Annotated in this window: 16 protein-coding genes and 1 pseudogene; 9 read left to right on the forward strand and 8 right to left on the reverse strand. The window is 72.9% G+C overall.

Annotated features, from left to right (window positions below; genetic code table 11):
• Nucleotides 1-95: 95 nt before the first annotated feature.
• Entirely contained in the window at nt 96-1,283 is a 1,188-nt protein-coding gene (locus OG842_RS16960) for a flavin-containing monooxygenase (RefSeq protein WP_266730582.1), read from the forward strand.
• A gap of 483 nt (nt 1,284-1,766) precedes the next feature.
• Here OG842_RS16960 and OG842_RS16965 read toward each other — a convergent pair whose 3' ends face one another.
• Nucleotides 1,767-3,122 (reverse strand): hypothetical protein, encoded by a 1,356-nt coding sequence (locus OG842_RS16965; protein WP_266730584.1) that lies wholly within the window; start codon nt 3,120-3,122, stop codon nt 1,767-1,769.
• A 238-nt stretch (nt 3,123-3,360) separates the two neighbouring features.
• Between OG842_RS16965 and OG842_RS16970 the strand changes: the two genes are divergently transcribed.
• The 4 genes from OG842_RS16970 to OG842_RS16985 all read left to right on the forward strand — a co-directional run bounded on the left by OG842_RS16970 (nt 3,361) and on the right by OG842_RS16985 (nt 8,935).
• A complete protein-coding gene (locus tag OG842_RS16970) occupies nt 3,361-5,592 on the forward strand; it encodes an acetate--CoA ligase family protein (protein WP_266730585.1) in 2,232 nt (743 codons plus the stop codon).
• A gap of 94 nt (nt 5,593-5,686) precedes the next feature.
• A complete protein-coding gene (locus tag OG842_RS16975) occupies nt 5,687-6,526 on the forward strand; it encodes an enoyl-CoA hydratase/isomerase family protein (protein WP_266730586.1) in 840 nt (279 codons plus the stop codon).
• 137 nt (nt 6,527-6,663) lie between these two features.
• Nucleotides 6,664-8,109 carry a sensor histidine kinase gene (locus tag OG842_RS16980; protein WP_443063987.1) on the forward strand — a complete coding sequence of 482 codons (1,446 nt, stop codon included), beginning with the start codon at nt 6,664-6,666 and terminating at the stop codon, nt 8,107-8,109.
• Between the two features lie 139 nt (nt 8,110-8,248).
• Nucleotides 8,249-8,935 (forward strand): response regulator transcription factor, encoded by a 687-nt coding sequence (locus tag OG842_RS16985; protein WP_266730588.1) that lies wholly within the window; start codon nt 8,249-8,251, stop codon nt 8,933-8,935.
• Here the strand turns inward: OG842_RS16985 and OG842_RS16990 are convergent.
• Nucleotides 8,906-9,646, reverse strand: a pseudogene (locus tag OG842_RS16990) (phosphatase PAP2 family protein); the annotation flags it as partial. The gene OG842_RS16985 and the pseudogene OG842_RS16990 sit on opposite strands and share 30 nt — an antisense overlap.
• A 180-nt stretch (nt 9,647-9,826) precedes the next feature.
• On the opposite strand from OG842_RS16990, the gene OG842_RS16995 reads away from it, so the two are divergent.
• Nucleotides 9,827-10,441, forward strand: coding sequence for a flavin reductase family protein (locus OG842_RS16995; protein WP_266733638.1), 615 nt, complete (start codon nt 9,827-9,829; stop codon nt 10,439-10,441).
• A 71-nt stretch (nt 10,442-10,512) separates the two neighbouring features.
• Here OG842_RS16995 and OG842_RS17000 read toward each other — a convergent pair whose 3' ends face one another.
• The gene (locus tag OG842_RS17000) at nt 10,513-11,397 is read right to left on the reverse strand and encodes a LysR family transcriptional regulator (RefSeq protein WP_266730589.1); all 885 of its coding nucleotides are present in this window, start codon (nt 11,395-11,397) and stop codon (nt 10,513-10,515) included.
• A 105-nt stretch (nt 11,398-11,502) separates the two neighbouring features.
• Between OG842_RS17000 and OG842_RS17005 the strand changes: the two genes are divergently transcribed.
• Nucleotides 11,503-12,246, forward strand: coding sequence for a DUF6585 family protein (locus tag OG842_RS17005; protein WP_266730591.1), 744 nt, complete (start codon nt 11,503-11,505; stop codon nt 12,244-12,246).
• 21 nt (nt 12,247-12,267) lie between these two features.
• Here OG842_RS17005 and OG842_RS17010 read toward each other — a convergent pair whose 3' ends face one another.
• Nucleotides 12,268-13,602 (reverse strand): MFS transporter, encoded by a 1,335-nt coding sequence (locus tag OG842_RS17010; protein WP_266730593.1) that lies wholly within the window; start codon nt 13,600-13,602, stop codon nt 12,268-12,270.
• Nucleotides 13,603-13,797: 195 nt separating this feature from the next.
• On the opposite strand from OG842_RS17010, the gene OG842_RS17015 reads away from it, so the two are divergent.
• Nucleotides 13,798-14,130, forward strand: a complete 333-nt coding sequence (locus tag OG842_RS17015; RefSeq protein WP_266730595.1) for a hypothetical protein — start codon at nt 13,798-13,800, stop codon at nt 14,128-14,130.
• On the opposite strand, the gene OG842_RS17020 is transcribed toward OG842_RS17015, so the two are convergent.
• Nucleotides 14,087-14,548, reverse strand: a complete 462-nt coding sequence (locus tag OG842_RS17020) for a ribosomal maturation YjgA family protein (protein ID WP_443063988.1) — start codon at nt 14,546-14,548, stop codon at nt 14,087-14,089. The two genes, OG842_RS17015 and OG842_RS17020, sit on opposite strands and share 44 nt — an antisense overlap.
• Entirely contained in the window at nt 14,545-15,765 is a 1,221-nt protein-coding gene (locus OG842_RS17025) for an MFS transporter (RefSeq protein WP_266730597.1), read from the reverse strand. Before OG842_RS17025 ends, OG842_RS17020 begins: the two co-directional genes overlap by 4 nt.
• A 151-nt stretch (nt 15,766-15,916) precedes the next feature.
• Between OG842_RS17025 and OG842_RS17030 the strand changes: the two genes are divergently transcribed.
• Nucleotides 15,917-16,900 carry a GlxA family transcriptional regulator gene (locus tag OG842_RS17030; RefSeq protein WP_266730599.1) on the forward strand — a complete coding sequence of 328 codons (984 nt, stop codon included), beginning with the start codon at nt 15,917-15,919 and terminating at the stop codon, nt 16,898-16,900.
• Nucleotides 16,901-16,937: 37 nt separating this feature from the next.
• On the opposite strand, the gene OG842_RS17035 is transcribed toward OG842_RS17030, so the two are convergent.
• Together OG842_RS17035 and OG842_RS17040 are read right to left on the reverse strand one after the other, a co-directional pair.
• Nucleotides 16,938-17,987 (reverse strand): Zn-dependent alcohol dehydrogenase, encoded by a 1,050-nt coding sequence (locus OG842_RS17035; protein WP_266730600.1) that lies wholly within the window; start codon nt 17,985-17,987, stop codon nt 16,938-16,940.
• Complete coding sequence (locus tag OG842_RS17040) at nt 17,984-19,180, reverse strand: acyl-CoA dehydrogenase family protein (protein ID WP_266730601.1); 1,197 nt, start codon at nt 19,178-19,180, stop codon at nt 17,984-17,986. Before OG842_RS17040 ends, OG842_RS17035 begins: the two co-directional genes overlap by 4 nt.
• Between the last annotated feature and the right edge of the window lie 11 nt (nt 19,181-19,191).

The raw sequence follows: 19,191 nt of genomic DNA on the forward strand, positions 1-19,191 counted from the left end.
AGCTCGAACAGAAGGCGTGCACCCGTGATCAATTCGCAATCGATTCCGGTCTTGACCGAGACCCATCAACCGGGTGCGCGATTACGCTCCGAACCATGTCCGACAGCGCACTTACCGCCGGTATCCCCATATCGGCCCCCACCGACCTCACCGAGGGCCGTCCCGTCTACGTGGTCGGCGGCGGTCCGGGCGGTCTCGCAGCCGCGGCGGCCCTGCGCGAGCAGGGCGTACGGGCGGTCGTGCTGGAGAAGTCCGGGAACGTGGGCGCGTCCTGGCGCCGCCACTACGACCGGCTGCACCTCCACACGACCCGGAGCCGGTCCGCGCTGCCGGGGCTCGCGATGCCGCGTCGGTTCGGGCGCTGGGTGTCCCGGGACGACGTGGTGCGCTATCTGGACAAGTACGCCGAGCACCATGAGCTGGAGGTGGTGACGGGCGTCGAGGTGTCCCGGATCGACCGCGCCCCGGACGGCAGGGACTGGCAGCTGACCGCGACCGGCGGCCGGGTGCTGACCGGCCGGGCGGTCGTCGTCGCCACCGGCTTCAACCACACCCCGCGCGTCCCCGACTGGCCCGGCCTCGACACCTTCACCGGCGATCTGGTCCACGCCTGCGACTACCGCAACCCCGCCCCGTACGCGGGCAAGGACGTCCTGGTCGTCGGCATCGGCAACACGGGCGCGGAGATCGCCGTCGACCTGGTCGAGGGCGGGGCGTCGCGGGTCCGGATCGCCGTGCGCACCGTGCCGCACATCGTGCGCCGCTCGACGGCGGGCTGGCCCGCGCAGTTGACCGGCATCCTGGTACGCAGGCTGCCGGTCCGTCTGGTCGACCGGGCCGGGCGCCTGATGGCCAGGGCCGCCGTGCCCGACCTCTCCGCGCAGGGCCTCCCCCGCCCGGACACCGGTCTGTACTCACGGGTCAAGGACGGCGCGATCCCGGTGCAGGACGTGGGACTGATCGACGCGGTGAAGCGCGGCCGGGTGGTACCGGTGGCGGCCGTCGAGTCGTTCGACGGGGACGCGGTGGTACTGGCCGACGGCGAGCGGATCACCCCGGACGCGGTGATCGCGGCGACCGGCTACCGGCGTGCCCTGGAGGGCCTGGTCGGCCATCTCGGCGTACTGGACGCCCGGGGCCGGCCGGTGGTCCACGGCGCCCGCACCCCCAAGCAGGCTCCCGGTCTGTACTTCACCGGCTTCACCAACCCGATCAGCGGCATGCTGCGCGAACTGGCCCTGGACGCGCGGAAGATCGCGAAGAGGGTGGCACGCCGGGGCTGAGGCCGCACGGACCGCGGCTTCCGGAGTGATCGCCGTGCCGATACCCGTACACGCTCTCGCGCACCGCCCGTTGACCGCCGAGGCCGTCGCCGAACTCGTCGCGCTGCCCGTCACCACCCGTTCGGAGACCTGGGCGCCCGGAGATTCCTGGTAGTCGGGGAGATGCACCCCCACCGATCCGGACGACGAAGACGGCCCGGGCCGGTGGATCAACGCGCACATCGACTGGTGATCCGGGGCGCGGACCACTCACGGGGCTACCCGTTCGAGATCTCATGCTTGAACCTGTCCAAGGCCTCCGCGCCGGTACCAGCCCACAACTCCGGGCACCGTCCACCCCCGCGATGCGAAGAACGTGACACTTCCCCCATCCACTGTCACGTTCGCAGCATGGGGCTGAGTCCGTGAGCTACGCGTCCTCGCACCGGCCGGGATCAGCAGCCGCCCCGCGCTCGTGTTCCTCAGTCAGATCGGGGGCGTCAGTCAGATCGCGGGCGTGGCGTTCACCGTGAGCTGGGTCGTGTTGTTGGCCGGCTGCGGGTCGAAGGGGAAGGTCGCGGGGCTGGAGCCGCCGGTGGTGAGCATGACGCGGCCGGTCGCACCGGGGACGACGCGGTCGATGCGCAGCTGGAACGGGAGGGAACGCGTCGTGTCCGGCAGCGCCCAGTACGGCATCTCGCAGCTGTAGCGCGGGGCGCCGGTCCGCTGCGGGTAGTAGCCGCCGCTCAGGGTGCGCGGCTCGCAGTCGACGGGGGCGTTGGTGACGGTGGCGCCCTCGGGGACGGTGAAGTCGACGGCCGCGACCGGGTCGCCGGAACCGAGGTTGCCGATCCAGGCGGGGCCGTTGTTGCGGAAGCCGAGTTCGGCGGTGACGGTCTCGCCGACGCCGCCCGTGACCTGAGCACCCTGTGCCGCGAAGTCCGCCGTGTTCACCGCGCCGAAGGCGGCGATGGTGTAGTTGTCCTCGTCCGAGAGGTCGGCGGCTCCGTTGCCGGGCTCGACGCTGATGTCCAGCCGCTCGGTGTACGCGTGCGCGGCGAGGGCGACCCGCAGCGGCGTCGGCAGGGTGAAGGAGTCGCCCGGCTCGATGACCTGGTCGAAGGAGCAGGTGGCCTGGGACATCGGGGCGTAGTCGCCGCCGGTCGTGCTGTAGGCGCACTCGGTGTACTCGGTGAGGAAGTCGAGCCCGTACGAAGCGGTGAAGGTGACGGTGAGGCCCTCGGACCGCTCGCTGCCCTTGTTGGTCACCGCGAACGGCACGGTCCGGACGGTGCCCGGCTGGAGGTTCTTCACCGGGGCGATCTCCCCGAGGGACAGGTCGGGGGCCGAACCGACCGAGACCGTGGTGTCGAACGAGTCGAGCGGGGCTTCCAGCGTGCCGTCGGGGCCGCCGGTGGCCACGGCGGCGTAGGTGATCCGCCCCTGGGCCCCGGGCTCGGCACCGTCGGCGGCGCGGACCGTGAGGTGGACCTGCGGGCTGTAGGCCTCGCCGATGACGGGGACCTCGGGGACGGTGCACACGGCCGTGGTCCCGGTCGGGGCGCAGTTGTCGGGCCAGGTCACATCGGCCACCCCGGCGACACCGGAGATGTCGACCGAGAGCCGGCCGTCGGTGACGGCGAAGTTGTCGTTGTCGTGGTAGAGCCCGATGTCCAGCGGGCTGCCCTCCGACGAGCTGCCGCCGGGCGTCAGCTTCTGCTCGTTGGGGGCCTGTATCCAGAGCTGATCGGTCTGCTCCTCGGCGAACGCGGGAGCCGCGAGTCCGGCGGTCAGCAGTCCGGCGGCTGCGGCGACACAGACGCCGAGGCGCACGGTACGCCGGACGGAGACGGGTCTCATGTTTCTCCCAGGGGTGGGCCATGGATGGCGAACGACGGCCGGTGTGTCCGGCCCGACCATTGGACCTTCAAGATCACCCGGAGGTTGTACGGATCCGGCCGATGCCTCCCCCTCGCTCAGGCTTTGCCTGCACAACCATTCCTGACGAGCCGTCAGTTCAGTAACCTGACAGAGCGTCAGCTTTTGGCTGGCCCGGCACGATCAACCCGACGGACCCCGAGCAGGAGTGGGCGGAACGATGCTTGGATCGACTCACGGCACCCTCACCACCGACTTCCGCGCCAGGGTGGTGGCCTGCGGCGAAGAGCCGCATGCCGCCGTCCACAGCATGACGGTCGCCGCCGCAACGGAAGGCGTGCTGGACGTCAGCGGCCGGCCGTTGTACGCGGCCGTACCGGATCTGGACCGGTTCTTCCGGCCCGGCTCCGTGGCCGTCGTCGGCGCGTCCGACACCGAGGGACGGCCCAACACCGGCATCACCCGGCAGCTGATCCGCTGGGCCGAGCGGGTCGGGGCGCGGCTGTATCCCGTGCACCCCACCCGGGAGTCCGTGTTCGGGCTGGCCTGTTCTCCTTCCGTCGCGGAGCTGCCGGAGCAGGTCGATCTGGCCGTGCTGCTCGTCGGCGACCCGCTCCCGGTGATCGAGGAACTCGCCCAGGCCAAGGTGCGGTTCGCCGTCGCCTTCGCCTCCGGGTTCGCCGAGACCGGCGAGGAGGGCGCCGCCGCCCAGGCCCGGCTGGCCGCCGCGGTGGAACGGTCCGGGCTGCGGCTGCTCGGGCCGAACACCAACCTCAACGCCTTCGAGGAGTTCCGGGACGATCTGGACGGGCCGGCCATCGCGCTGATCACCCAGTCCGGTCACCAGGGCCGCCCCGTCTACACCCTTCAGGAGCTGGGCGTGCGGCTCTCGCACTGGGCGCCCACGGGCAACGAGGCGGATCTGGAGACCGCCGACTTCATCTCGTACTTCTCTCAGCGCCCCGAGGTCGGGGCCATCGCCTGTTACGTGGAGGGGCTCAAGGACGGTCGCTCCTTCCTGCTCGCCGCGGACCGGGCCGCGCGGGCCGGGGTCCCGGTCGTGGCGGTCAAGGTGGGGCGTACCGAGACGGGGGCCAGGATGGCCGCGTCACACACCGGCAAGCTGACCGGCGCCGACCAGGTGGTGGACGCGGCGATGCGGCAGTTCGGCGTGATCCGGGTGGACGGGCTCGACGAACTCCAGGACACCGCGGCGCTGCTCGCGCGGGCCCGGAAGCCGCAGGCCGAGGGGGTCGTCGTGTATTCGATCTCGGGCGGCACGGGCGCGCACTTCTCGGACCTGGCGACCGGCGCGGGGCTGAGCCTGCCCACCCTGTCCGAGGCGAAGCAGCGCGAGCTGCACGAGTGGATCCCCGGCTATCTGAACGTGGCGAACCCGGTCGACAACGGCGGGCATCCGGTCGGCGACTGGCGCGGCCGGAAGATCATCGACGCGATACTCGCCGACCCCGACGTCGGGGTGCTGATCTGTCCGATCACCGGCCCCTTCCCGCCGATGAGCGACAAGCTCGCGCAGGACCTGGTGGACGCGGCGGAGGCCACGGACAAACTGGTGTGCGTGGTGTGGGGCTCGCCCGTCGGCACGGAGGAGGCGTACCGCACGACGCTGCTCGGCTCGTCCCGCGTCGCCACCTTCCGCACCTTCGGCAACTGCATCACCGCCGTGAAGGCCTACCTGGACCACCACCGGTTCGCCGCTTCCTACCGCTCCCCCTTCGACGAGGCGCCGCGCACGCCCTCGCCCTCGTTCCGCAAGGCGCAGGCACTGATGCGTCCGGGCCAGCAGCTGAGCGAGCACGCGGCGAAGCAGCTGCTGCGGGCGTACGGGATCCGCGTGCCGCGCGAACAGTTGGTGACCAGCGCCGCGGCATCCGTCCGGGCCGCGGCACTGGTCGGCTACCCGGTCGTCATGAAGGCGTCGGGCGCCAGGCTCGCCCACAAGACCGAACTGGGCCTGGTCAAGGTCGGGCTCACCTCCGCGAGCCAGGTGCGGGACGCCTATCGCGAACTGACCGACATCGCACGGTTCGAGGGCATCGAGCTGGACGGGATCCTGGTCTGCCAGATGGTCGAGCGGGGCGTCGAGATGATGGTCGGCGTCACCCAGGACGCGCTGTTCGGGCCGACGGTGACGGTCGGGCTCGGGGGCGTACTCGTCGAGGTGCTGCACGACGCGGCGGTACGGGTGCCGCCGTTCGGCGAGGACCAGGCACGGTCGATGCTGGCCGAACTGCGCGGCCGGGCCCTGCTGGAGGGTGTGCGCGGTGGTCCGCCGGTGGATGTGGACGCGCTCGTCGAGGTCGTGCTGCGGGTGCAGCGGATGGCGCTGGAACTGGGCGACGACCTCGCCGAACTGGACATCAACCCGCTGATGGTGCTCGGGCGGGGGCAGGGCGCGGTGGCGCTGGACGCGCTCGCCGTCTGCCGCTGACCGGGCCTTCCCCCGGCGGCCCCGCCGCCGCAGGCACCATCGCCCGAACCGACCGCCTTCCCGACCGCCACCACGACCACCCAGGAGCTGCCCCATGCCGTCCTCCCCCGAAGACATCACCGAGTCCGCCGAATCCGCCGACCCGCTCCATTCATTGGTACTCCACGCCACTGACAACGGCGTCTCGTGGATCACGCTCAACCGCCCCGAAGCGATGAACGCCGTCACCTGGGAGCAGCGGGAACGCGTCATCGGCCTGCTCGCCGAGGCCTCCGCCGATCCGGCGGTCCGGACCGTCGTCCTCACCGCCACCGGCCGCGGTTTCTGCGCGGGCGCCGACCTGCGCGGCGCCCCGGCGACCGGCGAGCGGGTGCCGGGCGATGTGGCCCGTACGATCCGGCTCGGTGCGCAGCGGCTGATCGCCGCGGTCCTGGACTGCGAGAAACCCGTCATCGCGGCCGTCAACGGCACGGCGGCCGGCATCGGCGCCCATCTCGCGTTCGCCTGCGATCTGGTGCTGGCCGCCGGATCGGCGAAGTTCATCGAGGTGTTCGTACGGCGCGGCCTCGTACCCGACGGCGGCGGCGCGTATCTGCTGCCGCGGCTGATCGGCCCGCAGCGCGCCAAGGAGCTGATGTTCTTCGGCGACTCGCTCCCGGCAGCAGAGGCGGAACGCCTGGGGCTGGTCAACCGGGTCGTGCCGGACGAGGAGCTGGCGGCGACGGCGCGGGAGTGGGCGCAGCGGCTGGCCGAGGGACCGACCCGGTCGATCGCCCTCACCAAGCAGCTCGTCAACGCGTCGCTGGACGCCGACCGGTCGACGGCGTTCGCCGCCGAGGCCATGGCCCAGGAGATCAACATGACGACGCAGGACGCCAACGAGGGCGTGGCGAGCTTCGTGGAGCGGAGAGCGCCGAAGTACCGGGGGATCTAGGGACTGTCGTCGAACTGCCGTCGTCGCCCGGAGTGCGGCCGCCCCGGCGCCGTTCCCCGCTTGTCCGGCGCCGGGCGGTCGGCAACGGTGACTTTCGGCAGTGTCGGGGCGCTCCGCGACTGCGTACGGTCGTGCGGGTGGAGAGAGTGATGTCGATCGGCGCGGTCCGGCGGGCCCTCGTCGCCCCGGGGAGTCTGCTCGCCGTCGCGGCGGCGTTCTGTGTCGGGCTGAGCACGGTCAGTATGTGGTGGGCGCTGCCCGCAGCCGTGGCGGCGTTCTTCGCGGGGCGGGAGCCGGGGAGGACCGGGCCCACGGTCCTGGTGCTGGTGGCGGTGCTGGCCGGTGGTGTGGTGGCGGTGGCCCTGGTGCCCTCCTGGCTGCTGATGGCGGGGCGGTTCTCCGCGGTGGTGGCGGTGGCCGCGATGCTGCCGTGGTTCGCGGGGCGGTTCTGGCGTCAGTACCAGGAGCTCGTCCGGGCGGGCTGGGAGCGGGCGGGCCGGCTGGAGCGCGAACAGCGGCTCGTCGCCGAGCAGGCACGGTCCCGCGAACGGGCCAGGATCGCCCAGGACATGCACGACGTCCTCGGGCACGACCTCAGCCTCATCGCCCTGTCGGCCGGCGCCCTGAAGCTGGCCCCCGGTCTCGACGAGGCGCACCGGGCGGCGGCCGGGGAGATCCGGGCCCGCGCGGCCGCGTCGGTGGAGCGGCTCGGCGAGGTGATCGGCCTGCTGCGCGAGGAGGCGGGCGAGGAGTCCCCGCAGCAGCCCGGCGGCGGCATTCCCCGGCTGGTCGAGGAGGCCGCGGCCGCCGGGCTCGCGGTCGGCCTGCGGGTCGAGGGGGAGGCCGGCGCCATGTCCCCGGCGGCCGGGCGGGCCGCCCACCGGGTGGTCCAGGAGGCCCTGACCAACGCGGCCAAGCACGCGCCGCGGGCACGGGTGGACGTGCGGGTGACGCACGCGGCCGGGGAGACGACGGTCCGGGTGGAGAACGGGCCCGCGCCCGCACCGGCCCGCACCGAGGACCTCCCGGGCACCGGGCGGGGACTGATCGGGCTCGACGAACGGGTACGGCTGACGGGCGGCGAGTTCGCGTACGGACCGTACGGGGGCGGCTTCGCGGTCACCGCACGGATACCGCACGCCACGCCCGCCGCACTCGCCGCACCCGCCCATCGAGCACCTGCGGCTCCCCGGGCCGCGCCCCCGGCCCTGCCCCCGGAACACCGGCACGCCCGCAGCCGCGCCCGCCGGGCGCTGGCCGTCGCGGTCGTGCTGCCCCTGGTGGCGTGGGCGGTGCTGAGTGCGGCGCTGATGGCCTGGGACATCCGCTCGGCCCGGCTGTCCGTGCTGGACCCGGGCGACTACGCCCGGCTGCGGGTGGGACAGGATCGGGAGAGCGTCGGGCGGCTGCTGCCCGACCGCGAGACCACGCAGCGGCCGGTGGCCGGGGAACCGAAGGGAGAGGGCATCACATGCCGGTACTACGCGATGACGGCGGACCGCTTCGACGACCGGTCCGGGGACGCCTACCGGCTCTGCTTCCGGGACGGCCGGCTGATGTCCAAGGAGGCGCTGACGCCATGATTCCGGGTGATGTGCGAGCAGGCGCTGACGCCATGATTCCGGGTGATGTGCAAGCAGGCGCTGACGCCATGATTCCGGCTGATGCCCCGGGAAGCACTGACGCCATGAGCGCGCCACACACCACAGGGGTGAGCGGGCGGTGATCCGGGTGCTGATCGCGGACGACGAGCCGATGATCCGCGCGGGGGTGCGCTCCGTGCTGTCCACCGATCCGGACATCGACGTCGTCGCCGAGGCCGCCGACGGGCGCGACGCCGTGGAGCTGGTACGCCGCCACCGCCCGGCCGTCGCCGTGCTCGACATCCGGATGCCCGGGACGAACGGCATCGAGGCGGCGGCCGAGATCCGGCGCACCGTGCCGGAGACGGGGGTCGTGATGCTCACGACCTTCGGCGAGGACGACTACATCCTCCAGGCGCTGGGAGGCGGCGCCACCGGTTTCCTGATCAAGTCGGGCGAGCCCGAGGAGCTGATCGCGGGGGTCCGCGCGGTGGCCGACGGGGCCGCCTACCTGTCACCGAAGGTCGCGGCGCGGGTCGTCGCCCATCTCTCGGCGACGGGCGCGGGCGCCCTGGCCGGCCGCCGCGCCGCCGCCCGGGAACGGGTCGGCGCGCTCACCGGCCGGGAACGCGACGTACTGGCCTTCCTCGGCAGCGGGCTGTCCAACGGGCAGATCGCCCGGCGGCTCCACCTGGTGGAAGGGACGGTCAAGGCGCACGTGAGCTCCATCCTGGCCCGGCTGGGCGTGGACAACCGGGCCGCCGCGGCCGTCGTCGCCCACGAGGCCGGAATCGTCGCGCCCGCGCAGCCGCCGCTCGACCGCTGACGCCGCACGCCGGGCGAGCGGCAGGAACGCAAGGAGTACGGCCGCCACCACCGAGGCCCCGAGGACCGCGCCGGCCAGCACGTCGTGCGGGTAGTGCGCCCCCACCGCGACCCGCAGCAGCGCCGCCGCCGCGCCCACCGGCAGGGTGACGGCAGCGAGGCGCGGGCGCAGCACGGCGAGGCCCACGGCGAGGCCGACGGCGAGGGTGGCGTGGTTGCTCGGGAAGGACCAGTCGCCGGGCGGCGGGCACTCGGCGGCCGTCTCCGCGATGGAGCGCAGGGCCCGGCAGGGGCGTTCCTCGTCCACCACCAGTTTCGCCGCCTCGCTGACCGCGTACGCCGCCACGGTGCCGATGCCGGTGAGCACCGTGCCCGCGGAGACCCGGGTGTCCCCGCGCCGTACGGCGCTCCACCAGACCCACGCCAGCAGCAGGCCGAGGACCACCAGGGTGCCGTCGGTGGCCGCCTCCAGCAGTGGTCCCGCCCAGGAGGGCGCGTCGGCCACCGCCCGGGTCACCGACCGGTAGACGGACGCCGAGGCGCCCTCCGTCACCTCCACGGCACGGGCCGTGCCCAGGCCGCCCGGGGCGAGCGCCATGACGGCCGCCGCCCCCGAGGCCAGCACGACGCAGGCGAGCAGGGGCCGCCCGGTACCCGACCCGGTACCCGCCCCGGTCCGGGTTCCGCTTCCGGTTTCTCGTCTCTTGAACATGAACATGGACGTGAACCTAGAAAGCGGCGGGGCCGCGGACCCGGGCCGAACGGCAGGGACCACCCCCGACGATCGTCAGGGGTGGGGCCTGCCGCACCGGCAGGTCCAAGCTGCCGGTCCTCGGGCCTTCCCATCTGATGGAGTGTCAGTTCTAATCGAAGGGTGATGGGACACGCAGGCATGGCCGCCATCGCCGTCCGGTACCTCAGGTCCGTCGGCGCCGCCACCACCGCAGGGCCGGTACCGGTCGACGCACTGCCGCGCCCGCACCTGCGAGCCGTGGCCGACGGGGAGCGGCCGCCCGTCGACCCGGGCGAATTCCGCCGCGTACTGGGGCACTTCGCCAGCGGCGTCACCATCGTCACCGCGCACGACCCGGACGACGAGGAGGGCCCGGCGGGCTTCGCCTGCCAGTCGTTCGCCTCGCTCTCCCTCGATCCGCCGCTGGTCACGTTCATGGTCGCCCGTACGTCGACGACCTGGCCGCGCATCGCGCGCGCCGGGGCCTTCTGCGTCAACATCCTCGGCGCGGGCCAGGGCGAACTGTGCCGGAGCTTCGCGGTGAGCGGAGCGGACAAGTTCGCGGGAGTGGCGTACGAGGCCGCCCCGGCGACCGGGTCGCCGCTGCTGGACTCCGTACCGGCCTGGATCGACTGCCGCATCCAGGCGGTCCACACCGGGGGCGACCATCTGATCGTCGTCGGCCGGGTGGCGGCGATGGGAGCGACGGACGGGGCCGATCCGCTGCTGTTCCACCGGGGGACGTTCGGACGGTTCGGGCCGCTCGACGGGTGAGCACGCGCCACAGGCGGATCGGCGGGTCGGCCGGTACGCCGGTGCCTCGGCACGCCGGTACGCGTACGCCTTCAGCCGGCCGCGTCGCGCAGCAGATCCCGCAGCTTCAGCGCCGCCGGAAGCGGGGCGGCGGGCAGTGCGACATGTACGGTCCGGCGCGGGGCGAGGTCGCCGAGGCGGCAGACGGCGAGTTCGTCGGGGACCGCCCAGGCGGCCAGCGAGGGGACCAGCGCGACCCCCAGCCCGGCGGCCGCGTAACCGAACTTGCCGGTCCACTCGGCGATCCGGACGATCCGCTTCGGCCGGAAGCCGGCCCGGCCGCAGACCTCGGCGAGCATCATGGGCCGGTCGGCGGAGACGTCCTGGAGCCAGGTCTCGTCGCGCAGTTCGCGCAGATCCACCGTCCCGGTTCCGGCCAGGCGGTGGTCGCGGGGGAGCACGACGAACAACTCGTCCTCCAGCAGGGCCTCGGTCGTGACGCCGTCGGCCGACGGCAGACCCGACGGGTAGTCGCTGACCACGGCCAGGTCGAGCGCCCCGTCCGCCAGGCGCCGCATCGACTCACCGGTCCGGCCCTCGACCGCGACGACCTCGACATCCGGCCTGGACCTGGCGAACGCCCGCAGCGCGGCGGGCACCAGCGAGACATTGGCCGTGGCGAACGCCCCCACCCGAAGCCGCCCGCCCCGCCCGGCCCGGATCGCGGCCATCTCGTGCTCCGCACCCGCCAGGCGCGCGAGCACCTCCACGGCGTGCCGGTGCAGCGCGTGGCCGGCCGGATTCAGCCGTACGCCCCGGGCGAGCCGTTCGAAGAGCGGTCCGCCCGCCTCCTTCTCCAACGAGGCGATCCGCCGGGACACCGCCGACTGCGTGTAGTCGAGCCGGACCGCGGCCTTCGTGAACGATCCGGTTTCGGCCACCGTCACCAGCAGACGCAGCGCGTCGATCTCGAACACATTCCCCCCTCGCATGGCTCACATGCAATCTAGTCGCTGGTGGAATGGCTCGTCCGGTCCTAGCTTCGACAGGAGTTCGCGAGCTTCGAGACGAGGGACACATCCATGGCAGCAGCACCGAACACCCTGTCGCCCGAGGCCGCCGAACTGGCCGCCACCCACCGACTCGGCGCCCTGCAGGGCACGTTCACCCCCAAGCGCCTGAACAAGGCGATCTTCGTCCTCTACGTCTTCACGACGCTCCACCTCTTGGCGATGCTCGTGATACCCGGCCTGCTGTTCTTCTGGTGGCTGCGCCGGTACCCGGACTTCAGCCGGAGACAGGCCGCCAAGCGTCTTCACCTGTTCGAGAACGGACTGATCGTGCACCCGGAGTCCGGCGACGGCAGGGCCGTCATCCGCTGGGACTCCGTACGGCTCTACCAGGACATCACCCAGAAGATCATCAACGGCATCCCGTCGACCACCGAGTACGTCTACTCCGCGGTGGGCCCGGGCCGGGACCACGCGAGAATCACCCACTTCTACGAGGGCCCCGAGACCTGGGGGCCCCATATGCAGCAGGCCGTCCTGCGGGCCCAGGGCCCGGCGGTCCTGGAATCGGTCCTGGCGGGCGGGACGGCCGACTTCGGGGAATTCTCGCTCTCCCGCACCGGCCTGACCGCCCGGGGGAAGGGCCACCTCCCCTGGTCCGGCGTCCAGGAGATCCACGTGTCAGCGGGCCGGGTGAACGCCATGGGGACCGGCGGCCCCGGGCGCCGTTGCAGCGCCGCGGTCAGCGACATCGCGAACCTGCACGTCTTCCTGGCCGTCGCCCAGCACCTTTGCACCGAAAGTTCGTCGGCCTGAGGCGCCGGGCTCCCGGCGCCGTCAGCCGAGTCGGACCACGGCGCCCGAAGGCTCCTTCACCCGGCGGATCACCAGCGCCATCAGCGCCGCCACCGCGCACAGCGCCCCGGACGCGTACCAGACCACGTCGTACGAGCCGAACACGTCGCGCGCCACCCCGCCCAGGAACGCCACCAGCGCCGCGCCGACCTGATGGGACGCCAGCACCCAGCCGAAGACTATGGCGCTGTCCTCCCCGTACTGCTCGCGGCACAGGGCGAGCGTCGGCGGGACGGTGGCGACCCAGTCCAGGCCGTAGAAGACGATGAAGAACACCATCGGGGGCTGCACCGTCGGCGCCATCAGTATCGGCAGGAAGAGCAGCGAGACGCCGCGCAGCGCGTAGTAGACGGCGAGGAGCCGCCGGGCGTCGAAGCGGTCGGTGAGCCAGCCGGAGAAGACGGTGCCGATGATGTCGAAGATCCCGATGACGGCGAGCAGTGACGCCGCGGCGGTGACGGGCATGTGGTGGTCGTGGGCCGAGGGCACGAAGTGCGTACGGATCAGGCCGTTGGTCGAGGCCCCGCAGATCGCGAACGAACCGGCCAGCAGCCAGAACGGCCCGGTGCGCGCCGCGTCGGTCAGTACGCGCAGGGTCCGCCGCGCCGCCCCGCGCGCGGGCGCCGACTTCTCCACGTAGCTGCCGCCGTACGGGGCGAGGCCCACGTCGGCCGGGTGGTCGCGGAGCAGGAACCAGACGAACGGGACGACGACCAGGGCCGCGAGCGCCACCGTCACCGAGGCGGGGCGCCAGCCGTGGTGCTCGACGATCCAGGCGCACAGCGGCAGGAAGACCAGCTGGCCGGAGGCGCCGGCCGCGGTGAGGATGCCGGTGACCAGGCCGCGCCGGGCCACGAACCAGCGGTTGGTGACCGTGGCGGAGAACGCCATCGCCATGGAGCCGGTGCCCAGGCCGACGAGCACGCCCCAGTAGAGCATCAGCTGCCAGGAGGCCGTCATCCATACGCTGGCCAGCGCCCCGGTGGCCACGGTGGTGAGGGCGACGACGACCACCCGGCGGATACCGAAGCGGTCCATCAGCGCGGCGGCGAACGGTGCGGTGAGCCCGTACAGCGCCATGTCGATGGAGACGGCGAGTCCGATCTCCCCGCGCGACCAGCCGAACCACGCGTTGAGCGGCTCGATGAGGAGGCCGGGGAGGGAGTTGAACGCGGCGCCGCCGATGATCGTCACGAAGGTGACGGCGGCGACGATCCAGGCGCGGTGAACACGTCGGCGCGGGGGACGCCCGGGGGCTGCCGGGGTGGTGGCCGGCCGGTCGTCGTACCGGGCGGCGCTGTCGGTTGTCTGGGTCACGTCACTCAGCATCGGGTCGCGGCGCACCTCCCCACGAGTGGCCGGAGGGACACCCTTCGCAGGAATCGGGCCATCGGGATCGCCGCTTCCCGGCCGGGCCGGACGGACGGGCCCGGGTGCGCGTACGATCGCCAGTCGGCCGACGGGCCGGGCGCGCCGGCCCCGTCGCACAGCACACCGATCCGGGGGATTTCCATGCAGTGGGCAGCACGCCAGCACTTCCACCACCGCTCCGCGCTGATGCAGGCCTGGGGCTCCGTGATGCTGCTCATCGCCTGTGCCCTGTGGGTCTGGCTGGGCTTCCTGCTGGCGGACCAGGACGGCATGCACTGCTACGTCGGCAGGTCGTCGGTGTGCGAGGTGGAGAGCGACGTACCGAAGGGGCTCACCGTCCTGGGGATCTCCGCGCCCCTGTCCGTCCTCGGTGCGGGGCTGCTGGTCGCCGGCAGTGTGCGCAGGCAGACCAGCGCCCATGTCTTCGAGGTCATCGAGATGCAGAAGTCCGAGGAGCGGAGCCGGGAGAAGTAGCCAGGGCCGCCACCGCCCAGGCGAAGCCCGCGCCCACCGCGTACCAGAGCAGATCGGGCGCGTTGAAGGTCGAGCCGAGCACCAGCCGCGCCGCCGTGCTGTGCCGGGAGAGCTCCGCGGGCACCCCGGTCAGTTGCAGCAGTTCCACCGCCCAGCTGAACGCCAGCCCCGCCCCGGCCGTGACGACCGGCCGCGCGCCGGGCGCGATCACGGCGGCCAGGGCGCAGATCAGCACGGTGTAGAGCGCGTCCCCGGCGTACTTGGCGAGGTCGCCGTCCATGAAGGCCCTGACCCCGAGCCCGGCGAGCACGGTCAGCGCCGCGGCGACGGCCGCGACCGCACGGGTGCGCCGGGCCGTCCAGACTTCCTCGACCCCGACCTCACCCTCGGCCCCGACCCCGTCCCCTCCCCCGGTCACGCGATCCGCTCCAGCCGGCTGATCGGCCGGGCCACCAGCAGCACCGCCACCACCATCAGGTTGATCACCGCGCCGGCCAGCAGCACCTCGGGCGTGCCCACCCGGTCCGCGACCGGCCCTGCCAGGGCCCGGCCCGCCGCCAGCATCAGCAGCGAGCCCGCCACGTCGTACGCGTGCAGGCGGTTCAGCGCCTCGGGCGGCACATGGGTCTGGACCGTCGTCGACCACATCACCAGCCAGAACGCGAACGCCGCGCCCGCCGCGAACTGCCCCGCCCCGAGCGCGGGCACCGGCAGCCCGAGCCCCAGCACCAGCAGGTTCACGCAGACCCCGGTCAGCGCGACGGCGCCCGCCGCGAGCGGGCGGCGGGGTCTCAGGCGCAGGGCCAGCAGCCCGCCGACGACGCTGCCCGCGCCGTTCACCGCCATCATCACGCCGTACGTGCCCGAGCCGTGCGCCTCGGTGACCTCGACCGCGGTGAGCGGGAGCATCGGGCCGAGCACCGTGAAGCCGTACACCGTCCAGATCGCGATCACCCCCCACAGCCAGCTGCGCGCCCGGAACTCCCGCCACCCGTCGGCCAGTTCGGCGACGAAACCGCCGCGCTGCGCCTCGTCCGAGGGGGCCGGGGCGAGCCGGAGCAGGAACAGGCAGATGCCGGAGACCAGGAACGTCGAGGCGTTCGCCGCGTAGACCGCCCCGGCGCTGGCCAGCCCGACGAGCATGCCCGCGAAGGCCGGGCCCGCCATGGTCATCAGCGCCTCGGAGACCCTCAGTACCGCGTTGGCCCGCTGCACGTCCGAGGCGACCCGGGGCACGGTCGAGGCGACGCCGGGCTGGAAGAGCGCGGCGCCCACCCCGGCCACCGCGCTGAGCGTGTACACCGCCCACAGCGGCGGGTTGCCGGTGGCGAAGGAGAACGCCAGCACCGAGGCCCCGACCAGCCGCAGCGCGTCCGCGATGATCATCATCCGGCGGGGGGTGAACCGGTCCGCCAGTACGCCGCCGAAGAGCACGAAGACCGCCAGCGGACCCATCCAGGCGGCGAGCGCGAACCCCACGGAGGAGTGCGGGCGGCCGGCGCCCAGCAGCCCGGCGGTGAGCGCCACCGGGATCATGCCGTCACCGAAGAGCGCGGCGGTGCGGGCGACGAAGAAGAGCCGGAAGTTACGGTTCCAGAGCCCTTCCGACCGGCCGCTCCCCAGGCCCTCACCCATCGCGCGCACACCGGACGAACCGACCAAAAGGGGCTGCGCACCGTCGCGTTCGACGGCGGGAATGTGCGGATGTTCCGCTGACTTTTCCTTCACAGGAGTGACATGTATCAGGGTTGAGGTCTATACCACTAGGGGTGAAGGGAGTCCGCCAATGCCGCACCGAATCGCCGTCCTGGCCCTCGACGGGCTGCTGCCCTTCGAACTGGGCATCCCTCAGCGGATATTCGGCCGCGCGTTCGGCATCGAGCCGCACGAGAAGGGCCGCGGCCTCTACGAAGTCGTGACCTGTTCCGTCCGCCCGCCGGGCCCGGTCCGTACCGACGCGGACTTCACGATCACCGTCGAACGCGGTCCCGAGGCCCTGGCCACCGCCGACACGGTGGTGATTCCCGCCAGCTACGAACTCGGCCCCGTCTTCGACGAGGGCAGGCTCACCGACGAACTGGCCGCCGCGTTCACCCGCATCAGGCCGGGAACCCGGATGGTCTCGATCTGCACGGGCAGCTACGTGCTGGCCGCCGCCGGGTATCTCGACGGGCGCCCCGCCACCACCCACTGGTCGCACGCCGACCACTTCCAGCAGCTCTTCCCCGAGGTCCGGGTCGACCCGGACGTCCTGTTCATCGACGACGGGGACGTCCTGACCTCCGCCGGGGTCGCCGCCGGGATCGATCTGTGTCTGCACATCGTGCGCCGGGACCACGGCACCGCCGTCGCCAATGACGTCGCCCGGCGCACGGTCGTGCCTCCGCACCGGGACGGCGGACAGGCGCAGTACATCCAACGCCCCCTGCCCGAGGCCCGGTTCGCGACCACGACCACCGCGCGCAGTTGGGCGCTCGGTCGGCTGGAGCGCCCGATCCTGCTGCGCGACATGGCGCAGCAGGAGTCGATGAGCGTACGCACCTTCACCCGGCGGTTCCGGGAGGAGGTCGGGGTCAGCCCCGTCCAGTGGCTGACCCGGCAGCGGGTCGAACGGGCCCGGCACCTGCTGGAGTCGACGGACCTGTCGATCGACCAGGTGGCGCGGGACGCGGGCTTCGGGACGCCCACGTCACTGCGGCAGCATCTCCAGGCGGCGCTGGGGGTGTCCCCGACGGTGTACCGGCGCACCTTCCGCGCCGGGAGTGCCTGAGAGGCGCCCGGCGCGGAGGGTCAGAACACTCGGGGGGTCAGAACACCAGCACGCCCCGGGCCACCCGGCCGTGGTGCGCGTCGTCCGCCGCCTTGGCGAAGTCCTCCACCGGGTAGGTGGTGGTGACGAGTTCGTCCAGGAGCAGCCGGCCCTCCCGGTACAGCTCGGCGTAGAGCGCAATGTCCCGCTGCGGGCGCGAGGAGCCGTACCGGCAGCCCAGGATCGACTTGTCCAGGAACATCGACGAGACGAGGAACGACGCCTCCGCCGTGGCCGCCGGGACGCCCAGCAGGATCGCCTGGCCGTGCCGGTCCAGCAGGTCGATCGCGGTACGGATCAGCTCCGTACGGCCGACGCACTCGAAGGCGTGGTCGGCGCCGTTCGGCAGGATGTCCCGCACCTCGTCCGCCGAGGTCACGAAGTGTGTCGCGCCGAACTGCCGGGCCGCCGCCTCCTTCGCCGGGTTGGCGTCCACGGCGACGATCGTCAGCGCGCCCGCGATCCGGGCGCCCTGGATCACGTTGAGCCCGACGCCGCCGGTGCCGATCACCACGACCGTGTCGCCCCGGTCGACCTTCGCCCGGTTGAGCACGGCGCCCACCCCCGTCAGCACCCCGCAGCCGATCAGGGCCGCCGAGGTGAGCGGCAGATCGTCCGGGATCTTCACCGCCTGCACGGCCTTGACCAGGGTCCGTTCGGCGAAGGCCGAGTTGGAGGCGAACTGGTACAGCGGCTTCCCGCGCCGCGTGAACGGCTGCCCCGGCATCCCGATCGCCTTGCGGCACATCGTCGGGCGCCCCCGGTCGCACTGGGCGCACGCCCCGCAGTTGGCCAGCGTGGACAGCGACACGTGGTCGCCGGGCGCCACATGCCGGACGCCGGCGCCGACCGCCTCGACCACACCCGCGCCCTCGTGCCCGAGCACCACCGGTGACGGGAACGGAATCGTCCCGTCGATCACCGAGAGGTCGCTGTGGCACAGCCCGGCCGCGGCCACCGCCACCAGCACCTCGCCGGGGCCCGGATCGCGTATCTCCAGATCGTCGACGACCTCGGTCCGCTTGCCGTCGAAGACGACGCCTCTCATCTCGGCTCCTTCGGTAGGCCGAGCACCCGCTCGGCGATGATGTTCCGCTGGATCTCGTCCGAGCCGCCGTAGATGGTGTCGGACCGGGTGAACAGGAACAGGCGCTGTGCCTCGTCGAGTCCGTACGGTTGTTTCGCCGACCAGTCCTCCGGGCCGACGGCCGCCGCCGTGCCCCTGATCTGCACGGCCAGCTCGCCCAGGCGCTGGTGCCAGCCGCCCCAGAGCAGTTTCGCCACGCTGGGCGCGCCCGGGTCGCCGGTGGAGCCGAGGGTGCGCAGGGCGTTCCAGCGCATGGTCCGCAGCTGGGCCCACTGCCGTACGAGGCGTTCGCGCAGGACCGGGTCCATGACGGCGCCGCTGTCGACGGCCGCCTCGACCACCCGGCCCAGTTCGGCGGCGAAGCCGATCTGCTGGACGAGCGTGGAGACGCCGCGCTCCAGGGCCAGCAGCCCCATGGCGACCGTCCAGCCGTTGCCCTCGCCGCCGACGCACTCCTCGGCGTGCGCCCCGTCGAAGAAGACCTCGTTGAACTCGCTGGTCCCGGACATCTGGCGGATCGGCCGCACCTCGATCCTGCCGGGCTGGTCCATCGGCACGAGCAGGAACGACAGGCCGTGGTGGCGGCGGGAGCCGGGCTCCGTGCGGGCCAGCACGAAGCACCAGTCGGCCTCCTTCGCGAGCGACGTCCAGATCTTCTGCCCGGTCACCCGGTGGCCGCCGCTGCCCGGGTCGCGCACCGCGGCCGTGCGCACCGCGGCCAGGTCCGATCCGGCGCCCGGCTCGCTGTAGCCCTGGCACCAGAGCGCGTCGCCGCGCGCCACGGCGGGCAGGAAGCGGCGCTGCTGCTCCTGGCTGCCGTAGGCGATCAGGGTCGGGGCGAGGAGGTTCTCGCCGATGTGGCCGACCCGGGCGGGGGCGTCGGCGCGGGCGTACTCCTCGGCCCAGACGACCTGCTGGACGAGGCTGGCGCGGCGGTTGCCGTGGCCGGTGCCGTGGTCGTCCCAGCCGAGGCCGATCCAGCCGTCGCGGCCGAGTTCGCGCTCCCAGGCGCGGCGGACCGCGACGCCCTCGTGCTCGCTGCCGGGGCCGCCGGTGCCGGCGGCCGCCGCGTACTCGCCCACGAGGTGCTCTGCCAGCCAGCCGCGTGCCTCCGCGCGGAAGGCGGTGTCGTCGGGGCCGAAGCTGAAGTCCACGGGTGCCTCCT

This window comes from Streptomyces sp. NBC_00376 (genome assembly GCF_036077095.1).
Lineage (GTDB): Bacteria > Actinomycetota > Actinomycetes > Streptomycetales > Streptomycetaceae > Streptomyces.

Coding starts and splice junctions, on each gene's coding strand:
- OG842_RS16995 (WP_266733638.1), top strand. CDS start 9,827: ATGGCCGCCATCGCCGTCCGGTACCTCAGGTCCGTCGGCGCCGCCACC.
- OG842_RS16970 (WP_266730585.1), top strand. CDS start 3,361: ATGCTTGGATCGACTCACGGCACCCTCACCACCGACTTCCGCGCCAGG.
- OG842_RS16960 (WP_266730582.1), top strand. CDS start 96: ATGTCCGACAGCGCACTTACCGCCGGTATCCCCATATCGGCCCCCACC.
- OG842_RS17005 (WP_266730591.1), top strand. CDS start 11,503: ATGGCAGCAGCACCGAACACCCTGTCGCCCGAGGCCGCCGAACTGGCC.
- OG842_RS16975 (WP_266730586.1), top strand. CDS start 5,687: ATGCCGTCCTCCCCCGAAGACATCACCGAGTCCGCCGAATCCGCCGAC.
- OG842_RS17030 (WP_266730599.1), top strand. CDS start 15,917: ATGCCGCACCGAATCGCCGTCCTGGCCCTCGACGGGCTGCTGCCCTTC.
- OG842_RS17015 (WP_266730595.1), top strand. CDS start 13,798: ATGCAGTGGGCAGCACGCCAGCACTTCCACCACCGCTCCGCGCTGATG.
- OG842_RS17035 (WP_266730600.1), bottom strand. CDS start 17,987: ATGAGAGGCGTCGTCTTCGACGGCAAGCGGACCGAGGTCGTCGACGAT.
- OG842_RS16965 (WP_266730584.1), bottom strand. CDS start 3,122: ATGAGACCCGTCTCCGTCCGGCGTACCGTGCGCCTCGGCGTCTGTGTC.
- OG842_RS17025 (WP_266730597.1), bottom strand. CDS start 15,765: ATGGGTGAGGGCCTGGGGAGCGGCCGGTCGGAAGGGCTCTGGAACCGT.